The organism is Prevotella pectinovora (assembly GCF_041323955.1).
GTDB classification, from domain to species: Bacteria; Bacteroidota; Bacteroidia; order Bacteroidales; family Bacteroidaceae; genus Prevotella; species Prevotella pectinovora.
Map to the genome: position 1 here is coordinate 1,674,972 of NZ_JBGLIV010000001.1, position 25,690 is coordinate 1,700,661.

General features: G+C 49.8%; 19 protein-coding genes and 1 tRNA gene. 12 read left to right on the forward strand and 8 right to left on the reverse strand.

Going from position 1 to position 25,690, the window contains the following annotated elements; genetic code table 11:
- Nucleotides 1–13: 13 nt before the first annotated feature.
- Entirely contained in the window at nucleotides 14–1,378 is a 1,365-nt protein-coding gene (locus tag ACDC99_RS06650) for a Na(+)-translocating NADH-quinone reductase subunit A (protein WP_022315606.1), read from the reverse strand.
- A 655-nt stretch (nucleotides 1,379–2,033) separates the two neighbouring features.
- On the opposite strand from ACDC99_RS06650, the gene ACDC99_RS06655 reads away from it, so the two are divergent.
- From ACDC99_RS06655 to glmM, 10 genes are all read left to right on the forward strand, one after another.
- Nucleotides 2,034–3,530: a THUMP domain-containing class I SAM-dependent RNA methyltransferase gene (locus tag ACDC99_RS06655; RefSeq protein ID WP_370756277.1), complete on the forward strand. Its 1,497-nt coding sequence runs from the start codon at nucleotides 2,034–2,036 to the stop codon at nucleotides 3,528–3,530.
- An 8-nt stretch (nucleotides 3,531–3,538) separates the two neighbouring features.
- Nucleotides 3,539–5,758 (forward strand): S9 family peptidase, encoded by a 2,220-nt coding sequence (locus tag ACDC99_RS06660; protein ID WP_370756279.1) that lies wholly within the window; start codon nucleotides 3,539–3,541, stop codon nucleotides 5,756–5,758.
- 287 nt (nucleotides 5,759–6,045) lie between these two features.
- Nucleotides 6,046–6,750: a hypothetical protein gene (locus ACDC99_RS06665; RefSeq protein ID WP_370756281.1), complete on the forward strand. Its 705-nt coding sequence runs from the start codon at nucleotides 6,046–6,048 to the stop codon at nucleotides 6,748–6,750.
- A gap of 130 nt (nucleotides 6,751–6,880) precedes the next feature.
- A complete protein-coding gene (gene purD, locus ACDC99_RS06670; protein ID WP_022315602.1) occupies nucleotides 6,881–8,149 on the forward strand; it encodes a phosphoribosylamine--glycine ligase in 1,269 nt (422 codons plus the stop codon).
- A 17-nt stretch (nucleotides 8,150–8,166) separates the two neighbouring features.
- Nucleotides 8,167–9,090, forward strand: coding sequence for a hypothetical protein (locus ACDC99_RS06675; protein WP_370756283.1), 924 nt, complete (start codon nucleotides 8,167–8,169; stop codon nucleotides 9,088–9,090).
- Nucleotides 9,087–9,530, forward strand: a complete 444-nt coding sequence (locus ACDC99_RS06680; protein ID WP_022315600.1) for a YqaA family protein — start codon at nucleotides 9,087–9,089, stop codon at nucleotides 9,528–9,530. The genes ACDC99_RS06675 and ACDC99_RS06680 overlap by 4 nt, the downstream gene beginning before the upstream one ends.
- Nucleotides 9,531–9,623: 93 nt before the next feature.
- Nucleotides 9,624–10,535, forward strand: coding sequence for a glycosyltransferase family protein (locus ACDC99_RS06685; protein WP_022315599.1), 912 nt, complete (start codon nucleotides 9,624–9,626; stop codon nucleotides 10,533–10,535).
- A 138-nt stretch (nucleotides 10,536–10,673) separates the two neighbouring features.
- Entirely contained in the window at nucleotides 10,674–11,702 is a 1,029-nt protein-coding gene (locus ACDC99_RS06690; RefSeq protein ID WP_022315598.1) for a DHH family phosphoesterase, read from the forward strand.
- A gap of 123 nt (nucleotides 11,703–11,825) precedes the next feature.
- A complete protein-coding gene (locus ACDC99_RS06695; protein ID WP_042518790.1) occupies nucleotides 11,826–12,467 on the forward strand; it encodes a DUF4827 domain-containing protein in 642 nt (213 codons plus the stop codon).
- Between the two features lie 102 nt (nucleotides 12,468–12,569).
- Complete coding sequence (gene glmM, locus ACDC99_RS06700; RefSeq protein ID WP_288761869.1) at nucleotides 12,570–13,967, forward strand: phosphoglucosamine mutase; 1,398 nt, start codon at nucleotides 12,570–12,572, stop codon at nucleotides 13,965–13,967.
- Nucleotides 13,968–14,592: 625 nt separating this feature from the next.
- Here the strand turns inward: glmM and ACDC99_RS06705 are convergent.
- The 6 genes from ACDC99_RS06705 to ACDC99_RS06730 form a co-directional block, all read right to left on the reverse strand.
- Nucleotides 14,593–15,108, reverse strand: a complete 516-nt coding sequence (locus tag ACDC99_RS06705; protein ID WP_044065385.1) for a hypothetical protein — start codon at nucleotides 15,106–15,108, stop codon at nucleotides 14,593–14,595.
- A gap of 6 nt (nucleotides 15,109–15,114) precedes the next feature.
- Nucleotides 15,115–15,726 carry a polysaccharide deacetylase family protein gene (locus ACDC99_RS06710; RefSeq protein WP_022315593.1) on the reverse strand — a complete coding sequence of 204 codons (612 nt, stop codon included), beginning with the start codon at nucleotides 15,724–15,726 and terminating at the stop codon, nucleotides 15,115–15,117.
- 127 nt (nucleotides 15,727–15,853) lie between these two features.
- Complete coding sequence (locus ACDC99_RS06715) at nucleotides 15,854–19,174, reverse strand: protein O-mannosyl-transferase family (RefSeq protein ID WP_370756287.1); 3,321 nt, start codon at nucleotides 19,172–19,174, stop codon at nucleotides 15,854–15,856.
- Between the two features lie 167 nt (nucleotides 19,175–19,341).
- Entirely contained in the window at nucleotides 19,342–20,010 is a 669-nt protein-coding gene (locus ACDC99_RS06720) for an RluA family pseudouridine synthase (protein ID WP_042518783.1), read from the reverse strand.
- A 103-nt stretch (nucleotides 20,011–20,113) separates the two neighbouring features.
- Nucleotides 20,114–20,872: a 3-oxoacyl-[acyl-carrier-protein] reductase gene (gene fabG, locus ACDC99_RS06725; RefSeq protein WP_044065387.1), complete on the reverse strand. Its 759-nt coding sequence runs from the start codon at nucleotides 20,870–20,872 to the stop codon at nucleotides 20,114–20,116.
- A gap of 96 nt (nucleotides 20,873–20,968) precedes the next feature.
- The gene (locus ACDC99_RS06730) at nucleotides 20,969–21,586 is read right to left on the reverse strand and encodes a TetR/AcrR family transcriptional regulator (RefSeq protein ID WP_042518781.1); all 618 of its coding nucleotides are present in this window, start codon (nucleotides 21,584–21,586) and stop codon (nucleotides 20,969–20,971) included.
- 726 nt (nucleotides 21,587–22,312) lie between these two features.
- Between ACDC99_RS06730 and ACDC99_RS06735 the strand changes: the two genes are divergently transcribed.
- Together ACDC99_RS06735 and ltrA are read left to right on the forward strand one after the other, a co-directional pair.
- Nucleotides 22,313–22,385: transfer RNA gene (locus tag ACDC99_RS06735), tRNA-Met, on the forward strand.
- A gap of 469 nt (nucleotides 22,386–22,854) precedes the next feature.
- A complete protein-coding gene (gene ltrA, locus ACDC99_RS06740; RefSeq protein WP_044075172.1) occupies nucleotides 22,855–24,261 on the forward strand; it encodes a group II intron reverse transcriptase/maturase in 1,407 nt (468 codons plus the stop codon).
- 319 nt (nucleotides 24,262–24,580) lie between these two features.
- Here ltrA and ACDC99_RS06745 read toward each other — a convergent pair whose 3' ends face one another.
- Nucleotides 24,581–25,423, reverse strand: coding sequence for a hypothetical protein (locus ACDC99_RS06745; protein WP_370756290.1), 843 nt, complete (start codon nucleotides 25,421–25,423; stop codon nucleotides 24,581–24,583).
- Between the last annotated feature and the right edge of the window lie 267 nt (nucleotides 25,424–25,690).

Genomic DNA, 25,690 nt, shown 5'->3' on the forward strand with positions numbered 1-25,690 from the left:
GTTGTATTTATAGTTAGCTGTTTTCCTTTCTCAATATGTCGAGTCCCTGACGCACGATGTGCTGCAGCTCGAGCTTGGAGGAGTCAACGAACTCTGCCAGGGCGAAGTCTTCAGGACTCACCTCATATATGCCGAGCTGTTCCTGCTTGTCGATGTCGCCGGCGATGATTGCCTTGATGAGATATTCGGCATAGATGTCCATAGGGAACACCTTGTCGTATTCGCCGCTCATTATCATGTGGCGCTCGCCGCCTTTCACTCTGGCATCGAGGCGATACTCCCTGTTCTTGCCGAAGAGCCATGAGAAATAGCTTCTCGACACGCTGAACTGCTTCAGGCGTGGCATTATCCAGCCTGCCAGCTCGTCGGCGTCGTTGCCTTCGGGGATTATCGTCACCTCGCTGGTGTGTGCGCCGAGGAAACGGCTGTATGATGCAGCACCTGTGTCGGCAGTTTTCTCCACCGGTTTGCCTGTCAGAGGGTTGCCCATGATGATGCGCACGTTGTCGCCACGGTAGGCTCCTGCCACGAGGGTTTCGATGTCTTGGCCCACGAGCATGTCGGCGTAGCATGGGGCTGTAACCTCAGAACCGGCGAGGGCTACCGTGCGACGGAGGTCCACGCGGCCGCTATTGAAGAGTCTGCCGAAGAATATCACCGCCGTAGGGTCTACGGTCCATACCACTTCGCCCTTGTTCACGGGGTCGATGTGATTGACCTGCACTCCCACGTTGCCTGCCGGGCACTTGCCCTTGAAGGTCACCACCTCCACATCGGCAGCGCTTATGTTCTGCTTGTCGCCGACGCCGAGATAGGTCTTCGCCATCTTGCTGAGCGCCGTGAGTCCTGTCTGGAAATCTTTCTCCTGTCCCTCAAGTTCGAATTCGAAATCGCCTGCCAGCGGCATATCCCTGAGAGCGGAAACGAAAATAGCTTTAGGCTTTGTCTGCGGATTGGTTGACACGGCATAGGGCAACTGGTTGATATAACCGAAGAGGCCCGCTTCGAGAAGTGACTTCTCCACATCGTCGCCGGTCATCTCTTTTACGTTTTTCACTCCGAAATCAACAAACTCCTGATTTGCGTCGGCTTTCACCCTCACGCTGAGGAGCTTTCGACGGTCGCCGCGTTCTACAAGACAAACTTCTCCGCTGACCGGTGAAGAGAATCCCACTTCGGGATAGTCTTTGTTGATGAACAATACATCGCCAGCCTTGACTCTGTCGCCTTCTTTCACCATCACCTTTGGTTTTACTCCCTCAAAAGAGGATGGCGTGAGGGCATACACCTCGCCGGGCTTCAAGACGCGCTTTGTCTTTTCTGCCTTGCCGGCAAGGTTGATGTCAAGTCCACGACTTAATCTAACAAATTTTGTCATAAAATACTTGTTTAATTATTTTGCTAAGACACTTATACCATTGGAAACAAATTCTCGGCAAAGATATAAAAAGTATTTATATTATCATATAATTTGGATTTTAAAAGTCTATTAACTATTCGATAAAATGAGATTTACCCTACCCTTTGTCAAGCGTATATTACAAATCACATGCACTGTGGCAAGCGATTTGTGAATTAGGAGACCAAAGCGAACAACGCGCCGCTGACATATATTTGGTTTCTCTCTGGGTTTTCGGATTTCCGAATCTACAGCCAGTTCCTTTCACCACAATTATAGTCTTTCCATAAAAAAGATTTGGCACTTAAAGAGAAATGACGTAAATTTGCACACGCATTGACATTTTTTATCGCAGATGGAAAATTGACAATTTTATCACATGATGGGAATCGACAAAACTACAGACATTCTGAAACAGGCGGCGGAGAGTCTATTATCTCCGGAATGCTCCACGGGAGGCCGTCTACGACTGCATTGCGATGGTAAAGGATTGCTTTCGGACAATGGCATTGAGGAAATTTTGAAGCGTTTCCCACCTTATTTTATATCAGTACATCCGGCGGTGTTACCGTGTCAATACAAACACACTCTCAAGACAATAAGCAAATAAGTATCATAGATTTTTAATTCAATAATGGAACAGGAATTTGAGCTCATCGCCAAAACCTTCATGGGTCTTGAGCCCGTATTGGCACAGGAGCTAACGCAACTCGGAGCTAACAACGTAGAGATTGGTCGCCGCATGGTGTCGTTCACTGGCGACAAGGAGATGATGTATCGCGCTAACTTCCAACTGCACACGGCGATTCGTATCCTAAAACCGATAAAGCATTTCAAGGCCCAGAGCGCCGATGATGTTTATAACGAGGTGAAGAAGATTGACTGGAGCAAGTATCTCGACCTGAAAGATAGCTTCGCCGTTGACTCCGTGGTATTCTCCAACGAGTTCCGCCACTCTAAGTTCGTGGCATACAAAGTGAAGGACGCCATCGTTGACCAGTTCAGAGAGAAGACAGGCAGCCGTCCGAACATCTCGGTGTCGAACCCCGACATACGCCTCAACATGCACATCGCCGAAGACCGCTGCACGCTGTCGCTCGACTCGAGCGGTGAGAGCCTGCACCGTCGCGGATACAGACAGGAATCGGTGGAAGCTCCTCTGAACGAGGTGCTGGCTGCCGGAATGATCCTCATGTCGGGATGGAAGGGCGACACTGACTTCTACGACCCGATGTGTGGTTCGGGAACTATCGTTGTGGAGGCCGCCCTCATAGCACGCAACATGGCACCTGGACTCTTCCGCAAGGAGTTCGCATTCGAGAAATGGAAGGATTTCGATGCTGACCTCTTCAGCAGCATATACGACGACGACTCGCAGGAGCGTGAGTTCACACATCACATCTACGGTTCTGACGTGGACATGAAGGCTGTGAACACTGCCATCATGAATGTTAAGGCTGCCGGACTGAGCAAGGACGTGACAATCACATGTGCCGACTTCAAGGACTTCAAGCAGCCTGGGGGCAAGGCTTTCATGATAACCAACCCGCCATACGGCGAGCGTATCTCTACACCGAACCTGCTCGGAACATACAAGATGATTGGAGAGACGCTGAAGCGCAACTTCAAGAACGGCGAGGCCTGGGTGTTGAGCTACCGCAAGGAGTGTTTCGACGAGATCGGACTGAAACCGTCGCAGAAGATTCCTCTCTATAATGGTTCGCTGGAATGCGAGTTCCGCAAATACCTGATGTTCGAAGGCGGTTTCCGCGAGTTCCGCAGCGAGGGAAACATCCTGAAGACTGAAGAGGAGAAGAAGCAGATGGCTGAAAAGCACCGCTTCAAGGAGCACCGCGAATTCAAGAAGCGTCTCGACGAACTGGAGCATTTGGACGAGGAGGAAGACATCCGTTCGTTCAAATTCCGCAAGAGCCCGTATGCCGACGCACTGAACTTCGGCAAGAAGGCTGACAAGAAGCCGAGAACGAAGACCCGCCGTGATTTCGACGACGACGACAACCGCCGCGCACGCAAGAACTACGACAAGGGCGGAAAGAAGTATGACCGTGGCGACCGACGTGGCGGAAAGAACTTCGACAGGGGATATGACAGAAAAACAAAAAAGTTTTAACTGATATAATGATGAATAAAAACCTTATCAAGACGGTGGCACGACGAGTTGCCGCTGCTGCCGCCTGCATTCTGATCACTATGAACGCAGCAGCACAGTTGAAGCAGTTCTCACTCGAAGACCTGAACTTCGGTGGAACGAACTACCACAACATGATTCCAGAGTATCGCAACATCACATGGTGGGGCGACGAGCTCGTGCTCCGCAACGCTGAGGAGTGTAAGCTCGTAAACAAAGCCAACGGCAAAGAGACGACTCTCTTCACCGAGGCACAGCTCAACGCATGGGCGAAGACCAACGAGGATTCCAAGATACTGAACCTCGGCTGGGCACAGTTCCCATACGCCGGCAAGAGTCTCGTGCTCATCGCCAACAAGCAGGAGCGCATGCTCATCGACTTCAAGAAGAAAGCGGTGGTATGGCGCCAGGCTTCAAAGGGACAGGAGTTTGCCGACTGGAACAACGCATCGAAGGCTGTGGCATACGTTAGCGACCACAACCTCTACGTTATGGACGCTGAAGGAAAGACGACACAGCTCTCTACCGACGGCAGCCGCGAGATTGTATACGGACAGGCAGTACACCGCAACGAGTTCGCCTCGATGAAGGGCACATTCTGGAGCCCGGACGGAACGAAGCTCGCCTTCAACCGCATGGACCAGTCGATGGTGGCTGACTATCCTCAGGTGAACACCTTCGAGCGTGAGGCCACCTATGAGCCTGACAAATATCCTATGTGCGGAATGACGAGCCACAAGGTGACAATCGGCGTGTATGACATGAAGACGGGAAAGACGGTGTATCTGAAAGCCGGCGACCCTACTGACCGCTATTTCACCAACCTGGCATGGGCACCGGACGGCAAGAAGGTGTATATGTTTGAACTGAACCGCGACCAGAACGACTGCCGCCTCACCGCATACGACGCAGAGACAGGAGAGAAGACCGGTGAACTGTATCGCGAGGTGGACGAGAAATACGTGGAGCCTCTCAACCCTATCGTGTTCCTGCCTTGGGACAAGTCACAGTTCATCATGCAGAGCCGTCAGGATGGCTACAAGCACCTGTATCTCTGTACCCTCAGCATGCACGGCAGCAGAATGGCAACCAACACGGAGTCACTTGAAGTAGAGCAGCTGACAGAAGGAAAATGGGAAGTGCTCAGCGTGCTCGGTTTCAACAGCAAGACAAAGAGCATCATATACAAGTCTAACGAGGCAAGCCCTATCCAGCAGAACGTATACTCGGTGAGCGTGGCCAACAAGAAGCGCACACGCATCGATGAAGGCGGCAAGGGATGGCACGAGGGTTCGACAATTAGCGCCAGCGGCAGATACCTGCTCGACAACTACCAGGAGCCTACGGTGCCCCGTCGCATCGTGGCTATCGACACTCAGACAGGCAAGAGCCACTGCATCCTCAACGCCAAGGACCCATGGAAGGAGAAGGGATACAACATTCCGGAATACTCTTGCGGCAAGCTGAAGGCTGCAGACGGCACTACCGACCTCTACTGGAGAATGGTGAAGCCGGTGGATTTCGATCCTAACAAGAAATATCCTACTGTGGTTTATGTATACGGTGGCCCTCACGCCCACAACGTGGACGCACGCTGGCACTACAGCTCTCGCTCATGGGAGACATACATGGCGCAGAAAGGCTATCTGCTCTTCATCCTCGACAACCGCGGAAGCGAGCATCGCGGAAAGGACTTCGAGCAGGCTACATTCCGTCAGCTCGGACAGGAGGAGATGAAGGACCAGATGAAGGGAGTGGAATATCTCAAGTCGCTGCCTTACGTTGATCAGGACCGCATGGGCGTTCATGGATGGAGCTTCGGCGGATTCATGACAATCTCGCTGATGACAAACTATCCTGACGTGTTCAAGGTGGGAGTTGCCGGCGGACCGGTAATCGACTGGAAATGGTATGAGGTGATGTATGGTGAGCGCTATATGGACACTCCGGAGAGCAACCCGGAGGGATATGCAAAGACTTCGCTCCTGAACAAGGCCAAGGATCTGAAGGGCAAACTGCAGATCATCACTGGTATGAACGACCCTACCGTTGTTCCACAGAACTGCCTCATGTTCCTCAATGCCTGCAGCGAGGCCGGCACTCAGCCTGACTTCTTCGCTTATCCTGGCGAGGGTCACAATATGATGGGTCACAAGAGCGTTCACCTGCATGAGCGCATCACACAGTATTTCGAGGATTATCTGAAATAAACCCCAATTTGGGATAATCACATTTTCTTGACTCTACATCAGTCAAGACTGCTATCACAACGAGGGCTTCTGCGATTTGCAGAGGCCCTCGTTGACATAAGGGATATAAAGAAAACGTGGAGCAGATGAATAAAAATCATCGTCAGTATGCTTGTTTGCGGATAATTATCACTACCTTTGTAAAATACAAACCCAAACGGTTTAATTACCGTTTGGGGAATATGTTAGAGCACCACTGGCAATGGCTCCGCCATGATAATCCGAACCACTCAAAAAGATTCTTCAATATGACATACATTATAATAATGACCACGTCGATTATCTCATATCTGATACTGAGATACGGATTCGGCATGGACGACCCGGAAACTTTCATGAAAAGCATGGGCATTGGAGTGATAGCAGGAATAGCTCGCTTGGTATACAAAAGCCATAAAAGGGAACAGGAAATCGAGGCCGATGCAGCAACAGAATCTTCAACAGCAACAGCATCATCAACAACAGCATCATCAACAGACAAGACAATGAAACAAACAGACAACAACATGGAAAGCAGCAGGACGGGAACGAAAGACCTGTGTCTGCAACTGCTCGACAAGCAGGGCATAGAGTATGAACAGGACAAAGAGAACAAAGATGAATACTGGATTGAATACAAAGGCGAGCGGATGTACCTGAGAATGAGCAACGAAAGACCGTTCATCACCATCTTCGACACGTTCTGGAGAAAATACCCGGCGGAAAACCTTGAAATGGTATCGACAGTGAGAAAGGCGATAAACATGGCAAACCTGAACTACAACGGGTTCAAGTTGCTATACTCCTTCAACGAAGACTCCATGTGGCTACATACAAGCGTATTCATGCTGATGATTCCGGAGATACCAGACGTGGAGATATTTTTCACCGAAACACTTGACCAAACGATATTCTCACACAGGGCATTCGACGAGGTGATGTTCGAAGTCATGAAAGAACAAAAAAATGATTAACTATAATTACGCACTATTGTGTGACGGTAAAATACATACCAAGTTATTTTTTCACCGTCACTATTTGGCGATAAACACTTTATATTGTAATTTTGCACCAAATATAAACAAAAGAAACTCTATTTAGATTATGAAAATACTCCTTTTAGGCAGCGGCGGTCGCGAGCATGCACTGGCTTGGAAAATAGCACAGAGCAAGAAAGTGGAAAAACTCTTCATCGCTCCGGGCAATGCCGGAACAGCTCTCGTGGGCGAAAACGTGAATATCAAAGCCGACGACTTTGAGGCTCTGAAAAACTTCTGCGTGGACAACGGCGTCAACATGGTTGTGGTAGGACCTGAGGACCCACTGGTGAAGGGCATCTATGATGACTTCAAGAACGACGAACGCACGAAGGACATTCCGGTAATCGGTCCGTCGAAGAAGGGCGCCGTGCTCGAGGGCTCTAAAGACTTTGCAAAGGGATTCATGGAGCGCCACGGCATTCCGACAGCGAAATACAGGACTTTCGACGGAACATCGCTCGAAGAGGGACTGAAATTCCTGGAAACGCTGAAGGCACCATACGTGCTGAAGGCTGACGGACTGTGTGCCGGAAAGGGTGTGCTCATCCTCCCTACCCTGGAAGAGGCAAAGAAGGAACTGCGCGAGATGCTCGGCGGCATGTTCGGAAACGCATCGGCACAGGTGGTGATAGAGGAATTCCTGAGCGGTATAGAATGCTCGGTGTTCGTGCTCACCGACGGCAAGGACTACAAAATCCTGCCTGAGGCTAAGGACTACAAGCGCATCGGAGAGCATGACACGGGCCTGAACACCGGTGGAATGGGAAGCGTGACACCGGTGCCATTTGCAACGGAGGAATGGATGAAGAAGGTGGAAGACCGCATCATCAGACCTACCGTGGAGGGACTTGCAGAGGAGAACATCGACTACAAGGGATTCATATTCTTCGGACTCATCAACGTGGAGGGCAACCCTATGGTGATAGAATACAACTGCCGCATGGGTGACCCGGAGACGGAGAGCGTGATGCTGAGGATAAAGAGCGACCTCGTTGACCTGCTCGAAGGTGTTGCCGAGGGAAATATCGCAGAAAAGGAGATTGAATTCGACGAGAGGGCTGCCGTATGCGTAATGCTCGTGAGTGGCGGATACCCAGAGAAATATGCCAAAGGCTACCCTATCAGCGGAGTTGACCAGGTGGAGGGAAGCATCGTGTTCCACTCCGGCACGGCAATGAAAGACGGCGAAGTGGTGACCAACGGCGGACGCGTAATCGCTGTGAGCTCCTACGGAAAGGACAAGGAGGAGGCTCTGCAGAAATCGTTCACTGAGGCAAACAAGATCTGCTTCACTGACAAATACTTCAGAAGAGACATCGGACAGGACTTGTAGGAAACAACTGCTGCTGAATGAAAAAGAGAATACAGAACAGACTGGCAGAGAGCCGCTTCGCCTTTCCCGTGATGATCATTTATGGCATAGCGGTATGGCTGGGGGCGGGCACCGTGGCTGAAGGGGCATACCTTCAGCTGGCGTTCTTCGTGGCTTCCACGCTGCTGATGATGATGCTCAACAACACCAACTCGCTGATAAGGATATACAGCCGCATGGTGTCATGCTCGTTCGTGGCAATGACGTGTGCTGCCACATTCCTGTTCAGCTCGCTGGAGAGCTGCGCCACGGGTACTTGTTTCATACTGTTCTATCTCTCGCTGCTGCGTTCTTACCAAGACAAGAGGGCACCGGGAATAGCGTTCTATTCATTCGCATGCCTGGGAATAGCAAGCCTCTTCTTCGTGCAGATTCTGTATTTCGTGCCGTTCCTGTGGATTCTGATGGCATCAAACATGATGGCGCTGACACACAGGATGTTCTGGGCTACAGTGCTCGGACTGGTGATGCCATACTGGTTTGCTGTGGGCTACTATGTGGTGACCAACCAGTTCGACGCATTCATAGACCACTTCGCAGAACTGGCTCAGTTTGAACCGCTCCTGCAATATGAGGCACTCGACATACACCGCATAGCGACATTCGGACTGGTGCTGCTGCTGGCGGTGATAGGAATAATACACTACATGCGCAACAGTTACCAGGACAAGATTCGCACGAGGATGATATTCGAGATGTTCATCACGGTGGACATCCTCTCATTTGTGTTCATCATATTGCAGCCACAGCATTTCGACAATCTGCTGCCGATAATAATAGTCAACACCAGTTGCCTGTTCGCCCACTATGTGGCGCTGACAAGGACCTGGCTCACAAACGTGACTTTCATAGTGATGTGTCTCGCGACATTAGGTTTAACAATTTTCAACTTGATGCCATGACGGAATTTCTTGCACAATTCGGATACCTCGGCATGTTCATATCAGCACTGCTCGCCGGCAGCGTGCTGCCTTTCAACAGCGAAGTGGTGATAGGAGCACTGAAGGTGATGGGACTCGACCCATGGATACTACTCATAGCCGGAACGGTGGGCAACGTGCTCGGCGGACTGTTCAACTACTGGATAGGCACCTTCGGACGCATGGACTGGATAGAGAAATATCTCCACATCAAAGAGGAGAAGATAGAGAGGGCACAGCGTTTCATGGCGGGACGCGGAGCACTGATGGCATTCTTCGCCTTCGTGCCCATAATCGGCAGCGCCATAACTGTGGCACTCGGACTGATGCGTGCCAACCTGCCCGTGACGACATTGAGCATGACGGTGGGCAAGTTCATAAGATACGCACTGATAGTATTTGGAATACAACTGTTCCAATAAACTGCTAACACGACTGTCTAAAGAAGATTCTGACAGCAAACAGAAAATGATTTTCTGACTAACAACATAAATATAACATTTAAAATTAAGATTATGAAACCTACATTAGTTTTGCTCGCTGCCGGTATGGGCAGCAGGTATGGAGGGCTCAAACAACTTGACGGACTGGGACCTAACGGAGAGACCATCATGGACTACTCTATATATGATGCCATACAGGCTGGATTCGGTAAGATTGTATTCATTATCCGCAAGGACTTCGAGGAGGACTTCAGAGAGAAGATCCTCAAGAAGTATGAGGGACACATCCCTGCAGAACTCTGCTTCCAGAGCCTCGACGCACTGCCAGAGGGTTTCTCTTGCCCTAAGGACAGAGTGAAACCATGGGGTACTAACCATGCGGTGATGATGGCAAAGGATGTGGTGAAGGAACCTTTCTGCGTCATCAACTGCGACGACTTCTACAACCGCGACTGCTTCATGGTGATTGGCAAATTCCTGAGCGAACTGCCGGAGGGAAGCAAGAACAGATATGCCATGGTGGGATTCCGCGTTGGCAACACCCTGTCGGAGAACGGCACCGTTTCTCGCGGTATCTGCTCTAAAGACGCCGACGACAACCTCACCACAGTTGTGGAGCGCACAAAGATAATGCGCATCGACGGCAAGGTGAGCTATATGGATGAAGAGGACAAGTGGGTAACAGTAGACGACAACACTCCTGTTTCCATGAACGTATGGGGATTCACTCCTGACTATTTCGAATACAGCGACGAATTCTTCAAGGAGTTCCTCTCAAAACCAGAGAACATGACGAACCTGAAGTCGGAGTTCTTCATCCCGCTGATGGTAAACAAGCTTATCAACGAAGGCACAGCGACAGTGAAGGTGCTCGACACCACAAGCAACTGGTTCGGAGTGACTTATCCAGAAGACAGACCTGGAACCGTGGAGCGCATACAGAAGCTCGTCAACGACGGCGTTTATCCAGAGAAGTTGTTCTAAGATTTCAAGTTGACGAGTTGACGAGTTAACAAGTTGACGAGTTGACAAGTAGACAAGTATACGAGTAGACGAGCGGACAAGCAGGTTAACAAGCAAACAAGCCGGCTCATCTACTCGTAAACTAAATATAAATCCCCGATGAACATAAACCTACTTACTGAGGTTGAGGTAGAGAGCCTCAACCGTCTTATCGATGAAGCAAATCATATTGCAATATACACACACCGCAGTCCCGACGGCGATGCCATCGGTTCGACACTCGGTATGGCAAACTATCTGAAACAGAGAGGAAAGGAAGACGTGAAGGTCATCGTGCCCGACATGTTCCCGAACTTCCTGCAGTGGCTGCCGGGCACGATGGACATTCTGAGACACGACAAGAAAAAGGAGGAGGCAGAAGCTGCTACCCGCAATGCTGACCTGCTGCTGTGTCTCGATTTCAACGATGCAAGCAGGACGGCTGAACTGGAACCGCTCATCACGGAGTCTACGGCCCACAAGGTGCTTATCGACCATCATCTGAACCCGACGGTGGATGCCGACATCAGCGTGTCTCACCCCGAGGCGTGCAGCACATGCGAACTGGTGTTCCGACTGATATGGCAGCTTGGCGGATTCGAGGAGATGGACAAGGATGTGGCAGTACCGATATACTGCGGAATGATGACCGACACGGGAGGTTTCACATACAACTCCAACCGTCCGGAGATATTCTTCATCATCAGCCAACTGCTCACAAAGGGAATCAACAAAGACAAGATATACCGCAACGTGTTCAACAACTACAGTCTCTGGCGACTGAGACTGATGGGCTACGTGATGTATACCAAACTTAACGTATTCGCAGAATACCATGCCGCTTATTTCACTCTGACAAGGCGCGACCTGAAGCATTTCCATTTCATGAAGGGCGATGCCGAGGGACTCGTCAACATGCCGCTGCAGATAAAGGGCATGAAACTGAGCATCTCACTGCGCGAAGACACAGAGAAGCCTGACACCATTTGGGTGAGCCTGAGGTCGGTAGACGATTTCCCCTGCAACAAGATGGCAGAAAAATACTTCAACGGCGGCGGACATCTCAATGCCTCCGGCGGTCATCTGAACTGCACGATGGACGAAGCTGAGATGCTTGTGAACAAGGCTATCAGAGAATTCCGCTGGTAAGCCACAATGCATTCATGACAATGACGCCACGTTAAAGTAACGTAATAAGCCAGTGAGAATAATAGGTATTTGAACAAATATTCGTATTTTTGCAAGGATAAATTCCAACGAATAAAAATGACAATGAAGAAAATAGCATACTTCCTGATGACGCTCGTGGCAGCAGTAACGGTATTCTCAAGCTGCAGCGACGACGAGACATACGCCGACCAGAAGAAGCGCGAGAGAAATGCCATCAACCGCTATATCAGCGAAAAAGGCATCAAGGTGTTGAAAGAAAGTGAGTTTGAAGCCAATGGCTGCGTCACCGACACTGCAAAAAACGAATTCGTTTATCTCGACGACTCCAACGTATACATGCAGATAATACGCAAGGGATGCGGCAAGAAGATTGAAAAGGGCGAGACAACCACTGTGCTCTGCCGCTACGAGGAATACAATTTGCTGACCGACTCCCTGCAGTCAACCAACATGATCGGTTATTACATCTCTGTAGTAGACAAGATGAACGTGCAGAACACGAGCGGCACATTCACCGCCTCTTTCGAAGCCGGCGAGAGTCTGATGTATTCGCTCTATGGCAGCACATCGGTGCCAAGCGGATGGCTCGTGCCGTTTACCTACATCAACGTGGGCAGACCGGAGAAGGAGGGCGACGAGATTGCCAAGGTAAGACTCATCGTGCCTCACACACAGGGACACCAATACGCTACGAGCGGTGTGTATCCATGCCTGTACAACATCACTTACGAAAGGGGAAGATAAACCTATACAAAACAATAAGGCGGGCGAAAGCTTGCCTTTTTTCATCACAGATGATTATAATTAACAAAATATTCACTCACCAATGAAAAGGAATTCAAAGATATGACACTGATAAAGTCTATTTCCGGTATCCGCGGAACGATAGGCGGACAGACAGGCGACACGCTGAATCCGCTGGACATAGTGAAATTCGTGACGGCATACGCCACATTCATCCGCAAGAGCGGAAAATCTGACAGCAACACCATCGTTGTGGGCAGAGACGCACGCATCAGCGGCGAGATGGTTCGCAGCGTGGTGTGCGGTACATTGATTGGCATGGGCTACGACGTGCTCGACATCGGTTTTGCCACCACTCCTACTACGGAGCTTGCCGTTATAATGTCGAAGGCTGCCGGTGGTATCATCATCACAGCCAGCCACAACCCTCGCCAGTGGAACGCACTGAAACTGCTGAACAACGAAGGCGAGTTCCTCACAAAGGCTGACGGCAACGAAGTGCTTGAGATTGCCGAGAAGGAAGACTTCAACTATTGCGACGTTGACCACCTGGGCCAATACAAGAAGGACGACACGTTCAACAAGAAGCATATCGACTCTGTGCTCAACCTCGCTCTCGTAGACAGAGAGGCAATCAGGAACGCACATTTCAAAGTATGCGTAGACACCATCAACTCTGTGGGCGGCATCATACTGCCGAATCTTTTCGAAGCTCTCGGAGTGGAATACAAGATTCTGAACGGCATCCCTGACGGAGATTTCAACCACAATCCTGAACCGCTGGAGAAGAATCTCGGTGGCATCATGGGCGAGATGGCAAATGGCGGCTACGACCTGGGTATCGTGGTGGACCCAGATGTTGACCGTCTGGCTTTCATCTGCGAAGACGGAAAGATGTTCGGCGAGGAATACACTCTCGTGTCTGTTGCCGACTATATCCTGGCTAACACCAAGGGTGGCGGTAACACCGTTTCTAACCTGAGCAGTACAAGAGCCTTAAGAGACGTAACAGAGCGCTACGGCGGCACCTACACTGCTGCTGCCGTGGGTGAAGTGAACGTGACGACAAAGATGAAGGAGGTGGGAGCTCTCATCGGTGGCGAAGGCAACGGCGGAGTGATCTATCCTGAGAGCCACTACGGTAGAGACGCTCTCGTGGGCATCGCCCTCTTCCTCTCTTCACTGGCTAAGAAGGGTATGAAGGTGAGCGAACTGCGCAAGTCCTTCCCTAACTATTTCATCGCCAAAAACCGCATCGACCTCACTCCGTCAACCGACGTCGACGCTATCCTCGTGAAGGTGAAGGAGATGTTTGCCGGCGAGAAGGATGTGAAGGTTACCGACATCGACGGTGTGAAAATTGACTTCCCCGACAAGTGGGTTCATCTACGCAAGAGCAACACCGAACCAATCATCCGTGTCTACAGCGAGGCGCAGACAATGGAAGAGGCTGACGCTATCGGAAAGAAGCTGATGCAGGTGGTGTATGACATGCAGTAAGGCTAAATTCAATTGGTGTGAAGCATCAAAGATAAAGGAGGTGGAGCACATCGATATATGACATCAAAAACCAGCGATGGGAAACATCAAAGATAATGATGCACAACATCAAAGGAAATGATGCACTACATGTAAGACAATCAAGATAAACAAACGACGCAGTTCGAAGGACAACACCTTGAACCGCGTCGTTTTATTTTATACTGATAATGGACAAAAAAAATGCCCAAGAGGGGCAACACCCGAAGCAAGAAACGTGCCCCATGTGAGAAAGCAGCTTGCCCCATGTGAGAAAGCAGCTTGCCCAATATGGGCAAGCCCCGTGCCCAATTTCGAACCATTTCCCCTATGTTTGAGAAGACAATCTGGAGCCGTCATAGACTAACAGCTTCTGATGCAAGAAAAGTAAACTGCAGCTGCAATATACTAAAGCAACTTATGCAAGAAAGTAATCTGCATCTCCCCTACGGGGGAGAAGGAGAGGGGGCTGAAGTCAGTGGAAAAGAATACAATACAGATGATAACCATCGCATAATTACACTAGCCCCCACCTAACCTCCCCCGTAGGGGAGGGACGAATAGCAAATCTTACAAAAGCAGTTTATATTGACAGACTGCTATGGAATCACTCTGCCACCAGCTTCTTTCCCTCGCCATACGCCTGGTGGGCAATTCTGTTTATGATATTCTCAGCCATGTCTACGGCGATGCTGCCGAGCGCCTCACACTCCGTGAAGCCCTCACACGCCTTGGAGAGTGTGGCAAAGGAACCACAGAGCAGCGACTCGAAATTGCGCTTGTATTCGCTCACCATCACATCATAGAACTCATCTGAACGGCAGGCGAAGCGCATCAGATCCATCGGCGTGGTCTTGTTGCCGGCAGCTACGAAAGCCTGCAGCTCGCGCTCCAGTTCTTCTTCCACGTAATTGATACGGGAGATGGCGAAGAACACTTCCTGATTGAAAATCCTCGACACATCCTCGATATGCTCCGACATCACCTTCTTCACGTTCTTCGGCTCATACACGGTCATGTCGGCACTGTCGGCAGACTTGCCTTCTATCACTCCGAGAGTGAAATACTTAAAAAAAGTGCGCACCACAGCGGCGAGCACTTTGTCTTTTCCTATATTCTCCATAATCTGTTATTCAAAAGTCTTGAACTCATATCCTTGTTCCTTGAGCCAGCGCAGCGACTCTGGCAAAGCATAATGCAGTTTGTCGATGCTCTTGAGCGAATCGTGGAAGGTGATTATCGATCCGTTGCGGGCATAGCGCTTCACGTTGGCAACGATATCATCGGCTGTCATCCACTTACTGTAGTCGCGGGTCACGAGATCCCACATCACGATGCGATACTTGCGACCTACCCAGAAATACTGTTCCCAGCGCATCCATCCGTGTGGCGGACGGAAGAGGTGGCTATGTATGAGATCGTTGGCTTTCTGCACATTCTCACTGTAGGAACGCGTGGTATGCTTGAATCCTCCCCAGTGGTTGAAGGTGTGGTTGCCCACTTGATGACCTGCCGCCACGATCTGGTCGTACAGCTCCGGATGCTTGCGCACATTGTCGCCCACCATAAAGAAAGTGGCATGGACACCGAACTCTGCGAGAGTCTTCAGAATGAATGGTGTTGCCTCGGGGATAGGACCATCGTCAAACGTGAGGTATACAGCACGCTCATTCTTGTCCATCCTCCATGTCGCTCTGGGATATAGCCAGCGCAACCATATTGCCGGTTGCTCTATAAACATATTTTGTCCTGTTGTTTTCTCGTTAGAGATATGATATGAGAAGACAGTCTATCGCCTGTTTCTGCCCTACTCCACTGTCATCATGGGGTTGTAGGCTGTCATGCGATAGACTGTCTGAAAGTTCATCTTATTCCTGCGGCATCTGTCCGCCTCTTGCTGAATACTGCTGTGCCACACGGTTCAGGATACCGTTGATGCGACGTGCCTCAGCCGGGTCGAAACTGTTTGCCACCTCAAGTGCCTGGTTCAAGACATAAAGCTGAAGCATGCAGTCGCGCTGCGACATGAGGAAGCGGTCTTGGCTGAGCGAGAGATACCAGTTGGCATACTGCTCTGCGTTCTTCACCACATATCCGAGCATCTGCTTTGCCTTCGCCTTGTTGCCGATTTCGGCGTAGGCGGCGGCATAGTCGAGACCTCCGCTCATGAAGTTCACCGGCACGTTGTATGCCGGCATCATCTTGTCGGCATAGGCGAGCACCTTGGCTGCCTTGTCTTTCTTGCCCTCTATGATGAGATGCAGGGCGAGGGTCGACATCAGCTTGCGGTGGGTGTTACACATGCGCATCACGGTCTCGTCGAGATAGAGTCCCGGTTTGCCGAGGCCGCCGAACTTGAATCGCTTCATCACGTTGTAGTATGTCTTCTCCGTGTCGAAGTTCTTAGCGTTGCCCTTGTTTGTGGTAAACGGCGTGATGCGGTTGGCGAGTCCCTCCTGGATGAAGTTGTCGCCGAGGTTCATGTAGTTCTCCTGTCCCACGGTCATCGCAACATAGATAGGACGCACCCAGTTGCTCTGTGCGATGAGCTCGAGCATCATGAGGTCGCTCTTGTAGAGGGCGTTCTTGCCCTTCAGCGAGATTACCATGCGGTCTGGAATGGTGTCGCTCGCCATCATCATGCCGCTCTTGCGCACGGCGTCCTTGTCTATCGTCACATAGAGTGTGTCGGTAGGGATGAAGTGGCTGTCCTTGTCGCGGCTGCGCACCCAGTATTTCAACACGTTCTTGAGTTCGAACGGATTGTCGCCCCACTGTGCCTTTGCCTGCTCCGGATACTCCTTATAGAAGTTGAGCACCTCCTGCTTGGCGTCTGGATGCACCTCGATGTATTCGTTGGTGCCTGAGCAGTAGTCGAGTCTCGGCCATGTGATTGGCAGCGACGGCGAGTCGTATGCCGGGCGCACCATCTGGTCGATATACCAGTCGGTCTGCAGATACGACAGGTTGCAGACACGGGCATCGGTACGGATTCCCTCTGTATCCTGGTCATACCAGAGAGGGAAGGTGTCGTTGTCGCCGTTGGTGAAGATGATCGGATTGCCCTTGTCTTGCAATGACATGAGATAGTTCTGTCCGAAATCGCGGCAGGTATATCTTCCACTGCGGTCGTGGTCGTCCCATGTCTGGCTTGCCATCTGTATCGGCACGAGCAGACAGGCAACCGAGATGGCTGCTGCCAATGCTACATTGTCTTTCTTGAACTTCTCTCTTATCAGGTCGATGATTGCTGCCACACCCATTCCGCACCATATCGCGAAGGCATAGAATGATCCGGCGTAGGCATAGTCGCGCTCACGAGGCTGCATAGGTGTCTGGTTGAGGTAAATCACGATGGCGAGTCCGGTCATGAAGAAGAGGAAGAACACCACCCAGAACTGCTTTGTTCCCTTGTCGCCCTTGGCGAGTGCCTGCCAGAAGAGTCCGATAAGACCGAGCAGCAGCGGCAAGCAATAGAACACGTTGTGTCCCTTGTTCTCCTTGAGGTCATCAGGGAGCTTGCTCTGGTCGCCGAGACGCAAGTTGTCAAGGAACGGTATTCCTGAAATCCAGTTTCCGTGCTCCAGCTCTCCATTGCCCTGCAGGTCGTTCTGACGACCGGCGAAGTTCCACATGAAGTAGCGCCAGTACATGAAGTTGCACTGATATGAAAGGAAGAAGCGGATGTTTTCGAGCTGTGTAGGCATCTTCACCTGGATAGGCTCTCCGCATCTGTCGTAGTCCACGTTATATCCGTCTACTCCGCCCATCCAGCTCTCGTAGGCATCGGCATGGGATGAGTCGTACATACGTGGGAACACCATGTTCTGGGCATAGTTATACTTGTCTTTGGTGTTCACTATGAAGTATGAGTCTTTCTCGTCCTTGCTTGCTTTCTCCTTGCGCTGGTACACCGGTTCTCCGATGGTCTTCGAAGGAATGCAATACTGTCCGTCTTCGTCGAATTTCACCTGTGAGGTGTATGCCTGTCCGTAGAACAGCGGACGGTCGCCATACTGGTCGCGGCTGAGATAGCTGCCCAGAGTGAAGATATCCTCCGGAGAGTTCTGGTCCATCGGCGGATTGGCGGTAGAACGGATCACGATTACGGCGTATGTGGAATATCCTATCATCAGCATCAGCATGGAGAGCAGCATGGTGTTCTTCATACGGGCGGTGATGAGGTATTTTCCGTCTTTCTTGTATTTCAGGGCGAGATACAATATTGTAAGCACCACAACTCCGATTACCACTGCCGACCATCCGAATCCGTAGAACGGAATACCGAGCAGGCCAACGGAGAGCACGAACGAGAGGTTGCCCCTCAAGCCGTTGTTGCCGTTGAAACTCTCGTAGATAGCCCACACCACGGTGGCAACGAGCAGCATGATGTAGATTATCACTCCTGTATTGAAGCTGAAGCCGAGGGTGTTGACGAAGAAGAGCTCGAACCATCCGCCCACCTTGATGATGCCTGGCACTACTCCATAGAGTATCGCCGCAACGATGATGAACGAGATGAAGAGCGCCACGAGAGAGCCCTTGCCGTTGGCATTCGGGAATTTGCGATAGTAATATACGAGCACGATTGCCGGCACGCAGAGCAGGTTGAGCAGGTGGACACCGATGCTCAATCCCGTCATATACATGATGAGCACGAGCCAGCGGTCGCTATGGGGCTCGTCGGCATGGTCTTCCCACTTCAGTATGAGCCAGAACACCACTGCGGTGAAGGCTGACGAATAGGCATAGACCTCTCCCTCTACGGCGCTGAACCAGAAGGTGTCGCTGAACGTGTATATCAGCGCACCCACCATTCCGCTCGCCTCGATGGCGATGAGCTTTGACTTGGTGAGGTCTTCCCATCCGTTGAGGAGCAACTTACGCGTCAGATGCGTGATGGTCCAGAAGAGGAACAGGATACACGTGGCACTGAGCAGGGCGCTCATGGTGTTGACCATCCTCGCCACCTGCGACGGGTCGCTGGCAAAATGGGAGAAGAGGTTGGCGGTGAGCATGAAGAACGGTGCGCCAGGCGGGTGACCGACCTCCAGTTTGTAACCTGTTGTAATAAACTCCGGACAGTCCCAGAAACTGGCTGTCGGCTCGATAGTGCTGCAATATACAAAGGCCGCAATAAGGAAGGCGAGCCATCCGAGTATATTGTCAACTAATCTAAATTGTTTCATCAAGTTATATTGTTGTTAATGTTTTATGCCAATAATAGATTTGCAAATGTTCCACAAATGATTTGCAAAAATACTAAATTTAAAGCGAGCAGACTCACATTTTTTATATTTTAACTGATAAAGCCATAAATATGCCCCCAACAAAGGGACACCCCGTTCTGGAATCATCAATTCCCGAACGTCTTCCACTCCGGCAATTCCGGAACGGGAGCCTCAACGCATATCGGCTGCTTGGAGACAGGATGCACAAACTCCACCCTGCGGGCGAGCAGCGAGATGCTGCCGTCGGGATTGCTGCGCTTGGCACCATACTTCAGGTCGCCCTTGATAGGACAGCCGATGCTGGCGAGCTGACAGCGTATCTGATGGTGACGGCCGGTGAGGAGCTTCACTTCGATGAGGGTGTAGTTGTCTGTCGCACCGATCACCTTGTATTTCAGTATCGCCTTCTTGGCACCGGGCTTCTCGCGGTCGTAGCTATAGCTCTTGTTCTGCTTCTCGTTTCTCACGAGCCAGCTCTCTATCGTTCCTTCCTCGTGGGGCGGACGGTTCTTGGTGAGCGCCCAATATGTCTTGTGCACGTCGCCCGTACGGAACATGTCGTTGAGTCGCGACAGGGCTTTCGACGTGCGTGCAAAGACCACAAGTCCGCTCACAGGACGGTCTAAACGGTGTACCACGCCGAGGAACACGTTGCCGGGCTTGGCATACGCCTCCTTGATATACTCTTTCACGGTGTCGGAGAGCGGTTTGTCGCCGGTCTTGTCGCCCTGCACAATCTCTCCGCTGCGCTTGTTGACGATGATGATATGGTTGTCTTCGTAAACTACGTTCATGCCTGATGGATAAAAAACTTCAAAAAAAAAGAAGCTCACCCCTACCCCTCCGGAATGAAGGCACAGTGGACGAGCTTCTCTAAACCTTAGATATGTATCTGAATTACATGTTCATTCCGCCGTCGATCTGGATAACCTGACCGCTGACATAGCTTGACATGTCTGAAGCCAGGAAGAGGCATACGTTGGCGATGTCTTCTGTCTGACCGCCACGGCGCAATGGAATCTTCTTCATCCAGTCCTTGCGGATATCCTCTGGCAGCTGGGCTGTCATGGCTGTCTCGATAAAGCCTGGAGCAACGGCGTTGGCACGGATGCCCTTAGGTCCGAGCTCCTGGGCGATACTCTTGGCGAGAGCAATCATACCGGCCTTTGAAGCGGCATAGTTGCACTGGCCTGCATTGCCGTGGACACCCACTACAGAAGCCATGTTGATGATAGAACCACCGCGCTGGCGCAACATGATTGGAGAGCAAGCGTGGATGAAATTGAAGGCTGACTTCAGGTTGACGTTCAGCACAGCGTCCCACTGAGCCTCTGTCATGCGCAGCATAAGTCCGTCTTTTGTAATTCCGGCGTTGTTCACGAGGATGTCGATAGAACCGAAGTCGGCATGGATCTGCTTCACGGTCTTCTCTGTCTCGGCAAAGTCGGCAGCGTTGCCGGCATAAGCGCGGCAGGTCACTCCGAGTGCCTCGATTTCCTTGCGTGTGGCCTCAAGGCCTGCTGCCATATCGTCGTTGAGCACGAGGTCTGTGAATGCGATGTTTGCACCCTCCTGGGCGAATTTCATTGCGACAGCCTTACCGATGCCGCGTGCCGCACCCGTTACGAGTGCTGTCTTACCTGTTAATAATCCCATTTTCGTTGTATTTATATTTATAATATGTATATACTGTATTTCTATCTACCCGTCACCTTATCCTAAGCACGGAGAAGGATGAAACTGTCTGATGCTTCAATCCTGACGCGCACTGTCTGAATTCTTGTTCGTGATCTTGCCCAGCGCACCGTATACCACCTTGGCGACAAGCGGTTTGCTCGCCTCAGGAGTGATGCCATGACCCAGGCGGCCACAGATATAGGGCACTTCCAGTCCCTTGATGCAATAGTGGGTGATGTCGGCTACGAGTTCCACGTTGTCGATGTCGAACTCTCCTTCGCGCTTGCCGTCGGTATACACCTTGCGGAAGAGTTCTATCTCATCCTCGTCGAAATGCTTCCTCACCTTCTCCACCATCCAGATGTTGCGAAAGAAGGCGGCTCTCAGATTACCGTTTCTCACCACGGTTTCCTTTATCATGCTCAGATGGGTGTATATCAGTTCGATGATCTTGTCCTGAGGCCTGACATTCCTCGCCGCCACCTCGTCAAGCTTGTCCGACAAGCGCTCCAGCTCTCCCTCTATCACGGCATAATAGATGTCTTCCTTGCTGCTGAAATAGGTATACAGCGTGCGGCGCCCCTTGCCTGAAGCCTGGGCGATATCGTTCATAGTGGTGTTTTCGAGTCCGTTGCGGGCAAACAACTGTCTTGCCACATCAACCAACTTCTGTCGGGTCTTTGATATTGACATGATAATATGATAAGTGTTCCGTGTATGTTCCACCGGCCATGGCGCTCAGACACACACCGATTGTACCCTCGATGCACATTCCGTCTTCTTGCACACGGCCATTAACATGTGCAAAAGTATTTATTTCTATGGAAATTGCAAAATAAATAACCATTTATGTTCTGTTTTTACATCTTTTTTAACCCCAACAGTCTGTTTACGACCTGTCGCCACCTTTATTAGCCACATAAACCTCCGGACGGAAACTGGATATCCACAAAGCATTTACCACGAGCATTCACCCCTGACAAATTAAACGTGCTAATGACTGTTTTTGAGTGTTATAAATTCTCATCCTGCCACAGACGCCCTGCACACCTTATAATATATTGCCCTTCCGGCACGAATCCGGAATATCCACTACCGACCTATAGACAACAATCTGCCAAACCCAAATGTCCATATATTACGGACCCATATAAGCCATTCCACCGCAATCTCTCCGCCGCATCCATCACGTTCGTGCCAAACATTCTGAACGGTAACGCTATCATATTGCGGCAATCCCTTCACCGCACACATCAAAACGTTCCAAATACCGATTCGAATCAACAAATACGGCATTATTCCATTGATGCAAGTCAATATTACACCAAATACTAAAGATTTCCGCTGAAAAGTTTTGCAGTTTCCCGAAAACTTCATACCTTTGCACACGCAATCAAGAAATGCACAAATAATCAATATCGCGGAGTGGAGCAGTTGGTAGCTCGCCAGGCTCATAACCTGGAGGTCGCATGTTCGAGTCCTGCCTCCGCAACTACGAAAGACGTAATGTAGACAATACATTACGTCTTTTTTTTGTTGTATGCTCGGCACGAGCATTGTCTAACGGGTGCAAGTCCCGAGTAAGCCTTAATAGCGGGAATTACATAGCCAAAGGCAAGGGTGTTCATCGTGAGGTGAAATCTGAAAGAAGCCGGTGGCAAACATCTGACCTAACGTACAGAAACTTCATACAAGGCATATGACCGTGGGTAAGGTTGCAACACAGACCAAAGCCCCATAGCTATTCGGAACGGTCGGTGTAAATGAAGTGGGTATAAGATGGAAAGACAATGCCCTTATCCGAGGAGGTCTCACGGACGCTTCAAATAGTCTTTTTTACGAAAGAAGCGGAGTAAAGCTTACCGTGAGAAGTCAGCAGACGCCATAGTAGTGCAATAGTCGATAACGTTGCACGAAGGGCTGAACCTAACAATTAAACGATAGTAATTGAAACATACCTCATGAAGGAAAGAATGCAGAAAACATTATCCCAAGTTAATGGCTGCCCCCAAAGAGATAGGTCGGAAACCGAATGGTATGGGGGAGTGCAGACCTTCATGTGGATGTGTGAAGACAACATCGTGGAAGTACCATTCGACAAGGAGCACCTTTTCGAGCAAATCCTCAGTCCTTCCAATCTCAACCGAGCCTACAAGGCTGTTATGAGAAACAAAGGCTGTGGTGGTATCGACAAGATGTCATGCGAGCAGTTGCTCCCATGGCTCATGACCAACAAGGATGTGCTCATCCGTTCCTTGATGGACGGCTCTTACCGTCCGAACCCAGTGAAAAGGGTAGAAATACCCAAAGACAACGGCAAGATGCGCCTGTTGGGAATACCTACAGTAGTAGACCGTGTGGTGCAACAAGCCATCAACCAAGTACTGACTCCCATCTATGAGAACCAATTCTCCAAGACAAGCTACGGCTTCCGACCGAGAAGAGGATGCCATGATGCACTGCGTGGAGCGCAAAGGATAATCAACGAGGGCTACACCTATGTAGTAGACCTTGACCTTGAACGCTTCTTCGACACCGTGAGCCATAGCAAGCTCATAGAAATCCTCAGCCGTACGATAAAAGACGGCAGAGTTGTCAGTCTTATACACAAATATCTCCGAAGTGGTGTAATGAACAAAGGCTTGTTTGAAGCGAGTGAGGAAGGAACTCCCCAAGGAGGACCGCTAAGTCCGTTGTTGAGCAACATCATGCTCAATGAATTGGATAAAGAACTTGAACGCAGAGGGCTTCCCTTTGTACGCTATGCAGATGACTCGATGATATTTTGTAAGTCCAAGAGGGCAGCAATGCGAGTGAAGGAGTCTATAACCCGATTTATAGAGAATACTCTATATCTCAAAGTCAACAAGGAAAAGACCGTAGTGTCGTATGTGCGCGGAGTGAAATACCTCGGCTACTCCTTTTATGTGATGAAGGGCAAATGCCAACTCACAGTGCACCCAAAGTCCAAAGCCAAGATGAAATCAAGGTTGAAAGAATTGACAAGTCGCAGCAACGGATGGGGATACGCCAAGAGAAAGCAAAAGCTGAAAGAATACATAAGAGGGTGGGTCGGCTATTATCATCTTGCTAATATGAAACGTCTCTTACTTGATACTGATGAATGGTTAAGACGTCGAATACGCATGTGTATATGGAAAGCTTGGAAGAAAGTCAAGACAAAAGTGGCAAACCTCATCAGATGTGGCATTAATAAATACCAAGCATACGAATGGGGTAATACTCGCAAGGGCTATTGGCGAATAGCTGACAGCCCTGTTCTAAAAAGGGCGATAGATAACAATAAACTACGCTCCGCAGGGTATGCTACTTTAATGGAGGCATATCTCGAATGGTATCCAAAATAGGAACCGCCGTATGCGGAACCGCACGTACGGTGGTGTGAGAGGTCGGAAAACGAAAGTAGGAAGAAAACTGCTTCGTTTTCCTCCTACTCGATTATGCCACTTATAACCAAAGGTATAAAGGTTCACCAGTATACCAAAAGTTGCAGGATGTTTTCGAGGACGAATGACAACCATACCGATGTTGTATTTCGGATTATCAGCAGGGAAACAACCTACAAACGTAAATTCATCAGAACTTCTTTTCTCTGAGCATAGGCTCCTATGTTACAGAGTATTAGCATGAATAGTAATAATGTTCTAACTGTTTGTTTTATTGTTTTCATTCCGTCTCTACATCTTTAGGTTGTACAATCAGTTCCAATCGCTTGACATCGTCTTCTGTCAGTTGGACATTCCCTCCATTTCTGTAATAGTCGAGCACTCTTTCTGCGCCATGTCGGTCCAACACAGCATGTTCTTCTGCTTTCATGTAGTATTCTACAGCAAGTTGCTTGTTTGATTTGCCATTATCGTCAGGTTCATAATAGAGGTCGCCAAGAATCAGATAGGCGAGAGGTACACGATGAGCAATTATGCCAAGCTTTGTTGCATCTGCTCTCAGTCTGCCTTCCCAATCAGGTATGGTTAACAGCAGTTCAGCCAAGGAACAACCTTGATTTGCTGCCTCTTTTATCATATTCATCCCTGATATTGTGTCTCCTTGGTCAACAGTAATCATTCCGAGGAGTGTCTTTGCTTCAGGACTGTCGCTCGCACGTAGTACATGCTCTATACTGTCTGGATCCTCTTGAATATACGACTTATAGCCATCCATTAGGAGAAATAATGTTTTGTAATCATTACCATCTGGCAAGCCGTAGATATAATCATCAATGCGATTGATTGCTCCACGCCACTCAGCCATGTGAGCCATAGTAATCATACCAAAGAAATCCTTCTTTACCCCAATACCATCTCGATAACAATCTGCCAGTTTCAGATATGCCGAACCATCGCCCCAGCGAGCTTGATAGAGTAATGACATGACTGAGTCCTGCGGAGTAACAGTCATGCCATTCTGCTCTGTTAACTTCTGTGAAGACAAAGTTTCCTCCATCACCTGTTGCTCTGAGCAACTTGCAAGAAGCAACATCGTTATTAAATATAAGCACCAATTCTTCATCTTTTATAACTTTGTGTTTGGTTCTTACTCAACATCGTATTAGTTTTTATAGATTACTTACCAATTCAGTTTATGCTTGCCGCATATATCACATTCATTCCATGGAATATGTTCGTCAACATGAACATGTCCACTGCCTTTAAATGTTGGCATCCCTGTAGAATAATTTGGATTTATGCCATACCCACTTCCTCCACAACTACTACATTCCTCAGAAATGAGTCCACCAAGATAATAGTAGTCATATCCAGTACCGTGACAATATCC

Bases quoted from the DNA above. Each gene is read 5' to 3' on its own strand.
- ACDC99_RS06655 (WP_370756277.1), top strand. From the start codon at position 2,034: ATGGAACAGGAATTTGAGCTCATCGCCAAAACCTTCATGGGTCTTGAG.
- ACDC99_RS06665 (WP_370756281.1), top strand. From the start codon at position 6,046: ATGACATACATTATAATAATGACCACGTCGATTATCTCATATCTGATA.
- fabG (WP_044065387.1), bottom strand. From the start codon at position 20,872: ATGGGATTATTAACAGGTAAGACAGCACTCGTAACGGGTGCGGCACGC.
- ACDC99_RS06695 (WP_042518790.1), top strand. From the start codon at position 11,826: ATGAAGAAAATAGCATACTTCCTGATGACGCTCGTGGCAGCAGTAACG.
- ACDC99_RS06720 (WP_042518783.1), bottom strand. From the start codon at position 20,010: ATGAACGTAGTTTACGAAGACAACCATATCATCATCGTCAACAAGCGC.
- ACDC99_RS06650 (WP_022315606.1), bottom strand. From the start codon at position 1,378: ATGACAAAATTTGTTAGATTAAGTCGTGGACTTGACATCAACCTTGCC.
- ACDC99_RS06745 (WP_370756290.1), bottom strand. From the start codon at position 25,423: ATGAAGAATTGGTGCTTATATTTAATAACGATGTTGCTTCTTGCAAGT.
- ACDC99_RS06730 (WP_042518781.1), bottom strand. From the start codon at position 21,586: ATGTCAATATCAAAGACCCGACAGAAGTTGGTTGATGTGGCAAGACAG.
- ltrA (WP_044075172.1), top strand. From the start codon at position 22,855: ATGAAGGAAAGAATGCAGAAAACATTATCCCAAGTTAATGGCTGCCCC.
- ACDC99_RS06705 (WP_044065385.1), bottom strand. From the start codon at position 15,108: ATGGAGAATATAGGAAAAGACAAAGTGCTCGCCGCTGTGGTGCGCACT.
- ACDC99_RS06675 (WP_370756283.1), top strand. From the start codon at position 8,167: ATGAAAAAGAGAATACAGAACAGACTGGCAGAGAGCCGCTTCGCCTTT.
- ACDC99_RS06680 (WP_022315600.1), top strand. From the start codon at position 9,087: ATGACGGAATTTCTTGCACAATTCGGATACCTCGGCATGTTCATATCA.
- ACDC99_RS06715 (WP_370756287.1), bottom strand. From the start codon at position 19,174: ATGAAACAATTTAGATTAGTTGACAATATACTCGGATGGCTCGCCTTC.
- ACDC99_RS06660 (WP_370756279.1), top strand. From the start codon at position 3,539: ATGATGAATAAAAACCTTATCAAGACGGTGGCACGACGAGTTGCCGCT.
- glmM (WP_288761869.1), top strand. From the start codon at position 12,570: ATGACACTGATAAAGTCTATTTCCGGTATCCGCGGAACGATAGGCGGA.
- ACDC99_RS06710 (WP_022315593.1), bottom strand. From the start codon at position 15,726: ATGTTTATAGAGCAACCGGCAATATGGTTGCGCTGGCTATATCCCAGA.
- ACDC99_RS06685 (WP_022315599.1), top strand. From the start codon at position 9,624: ATGAAACCTACATTAGTTTTGCTCGCTGCCGGTATGGGCAGCAGGTAT.
- purD (WP_022315602.1), top strand. From the start codon at position 6,881: ATGAAAATACTCCTTTTAGGCAGCGGCGGTCGCGAGCATGCACTGGCT.
- ACDC99_RS06690 (WP_022315598.1), top strand. From the start codon at position 10,674: ATGAACATAAACCTACTTACTGAGGTTGAGGTAGAGAGCCTCAACCGT.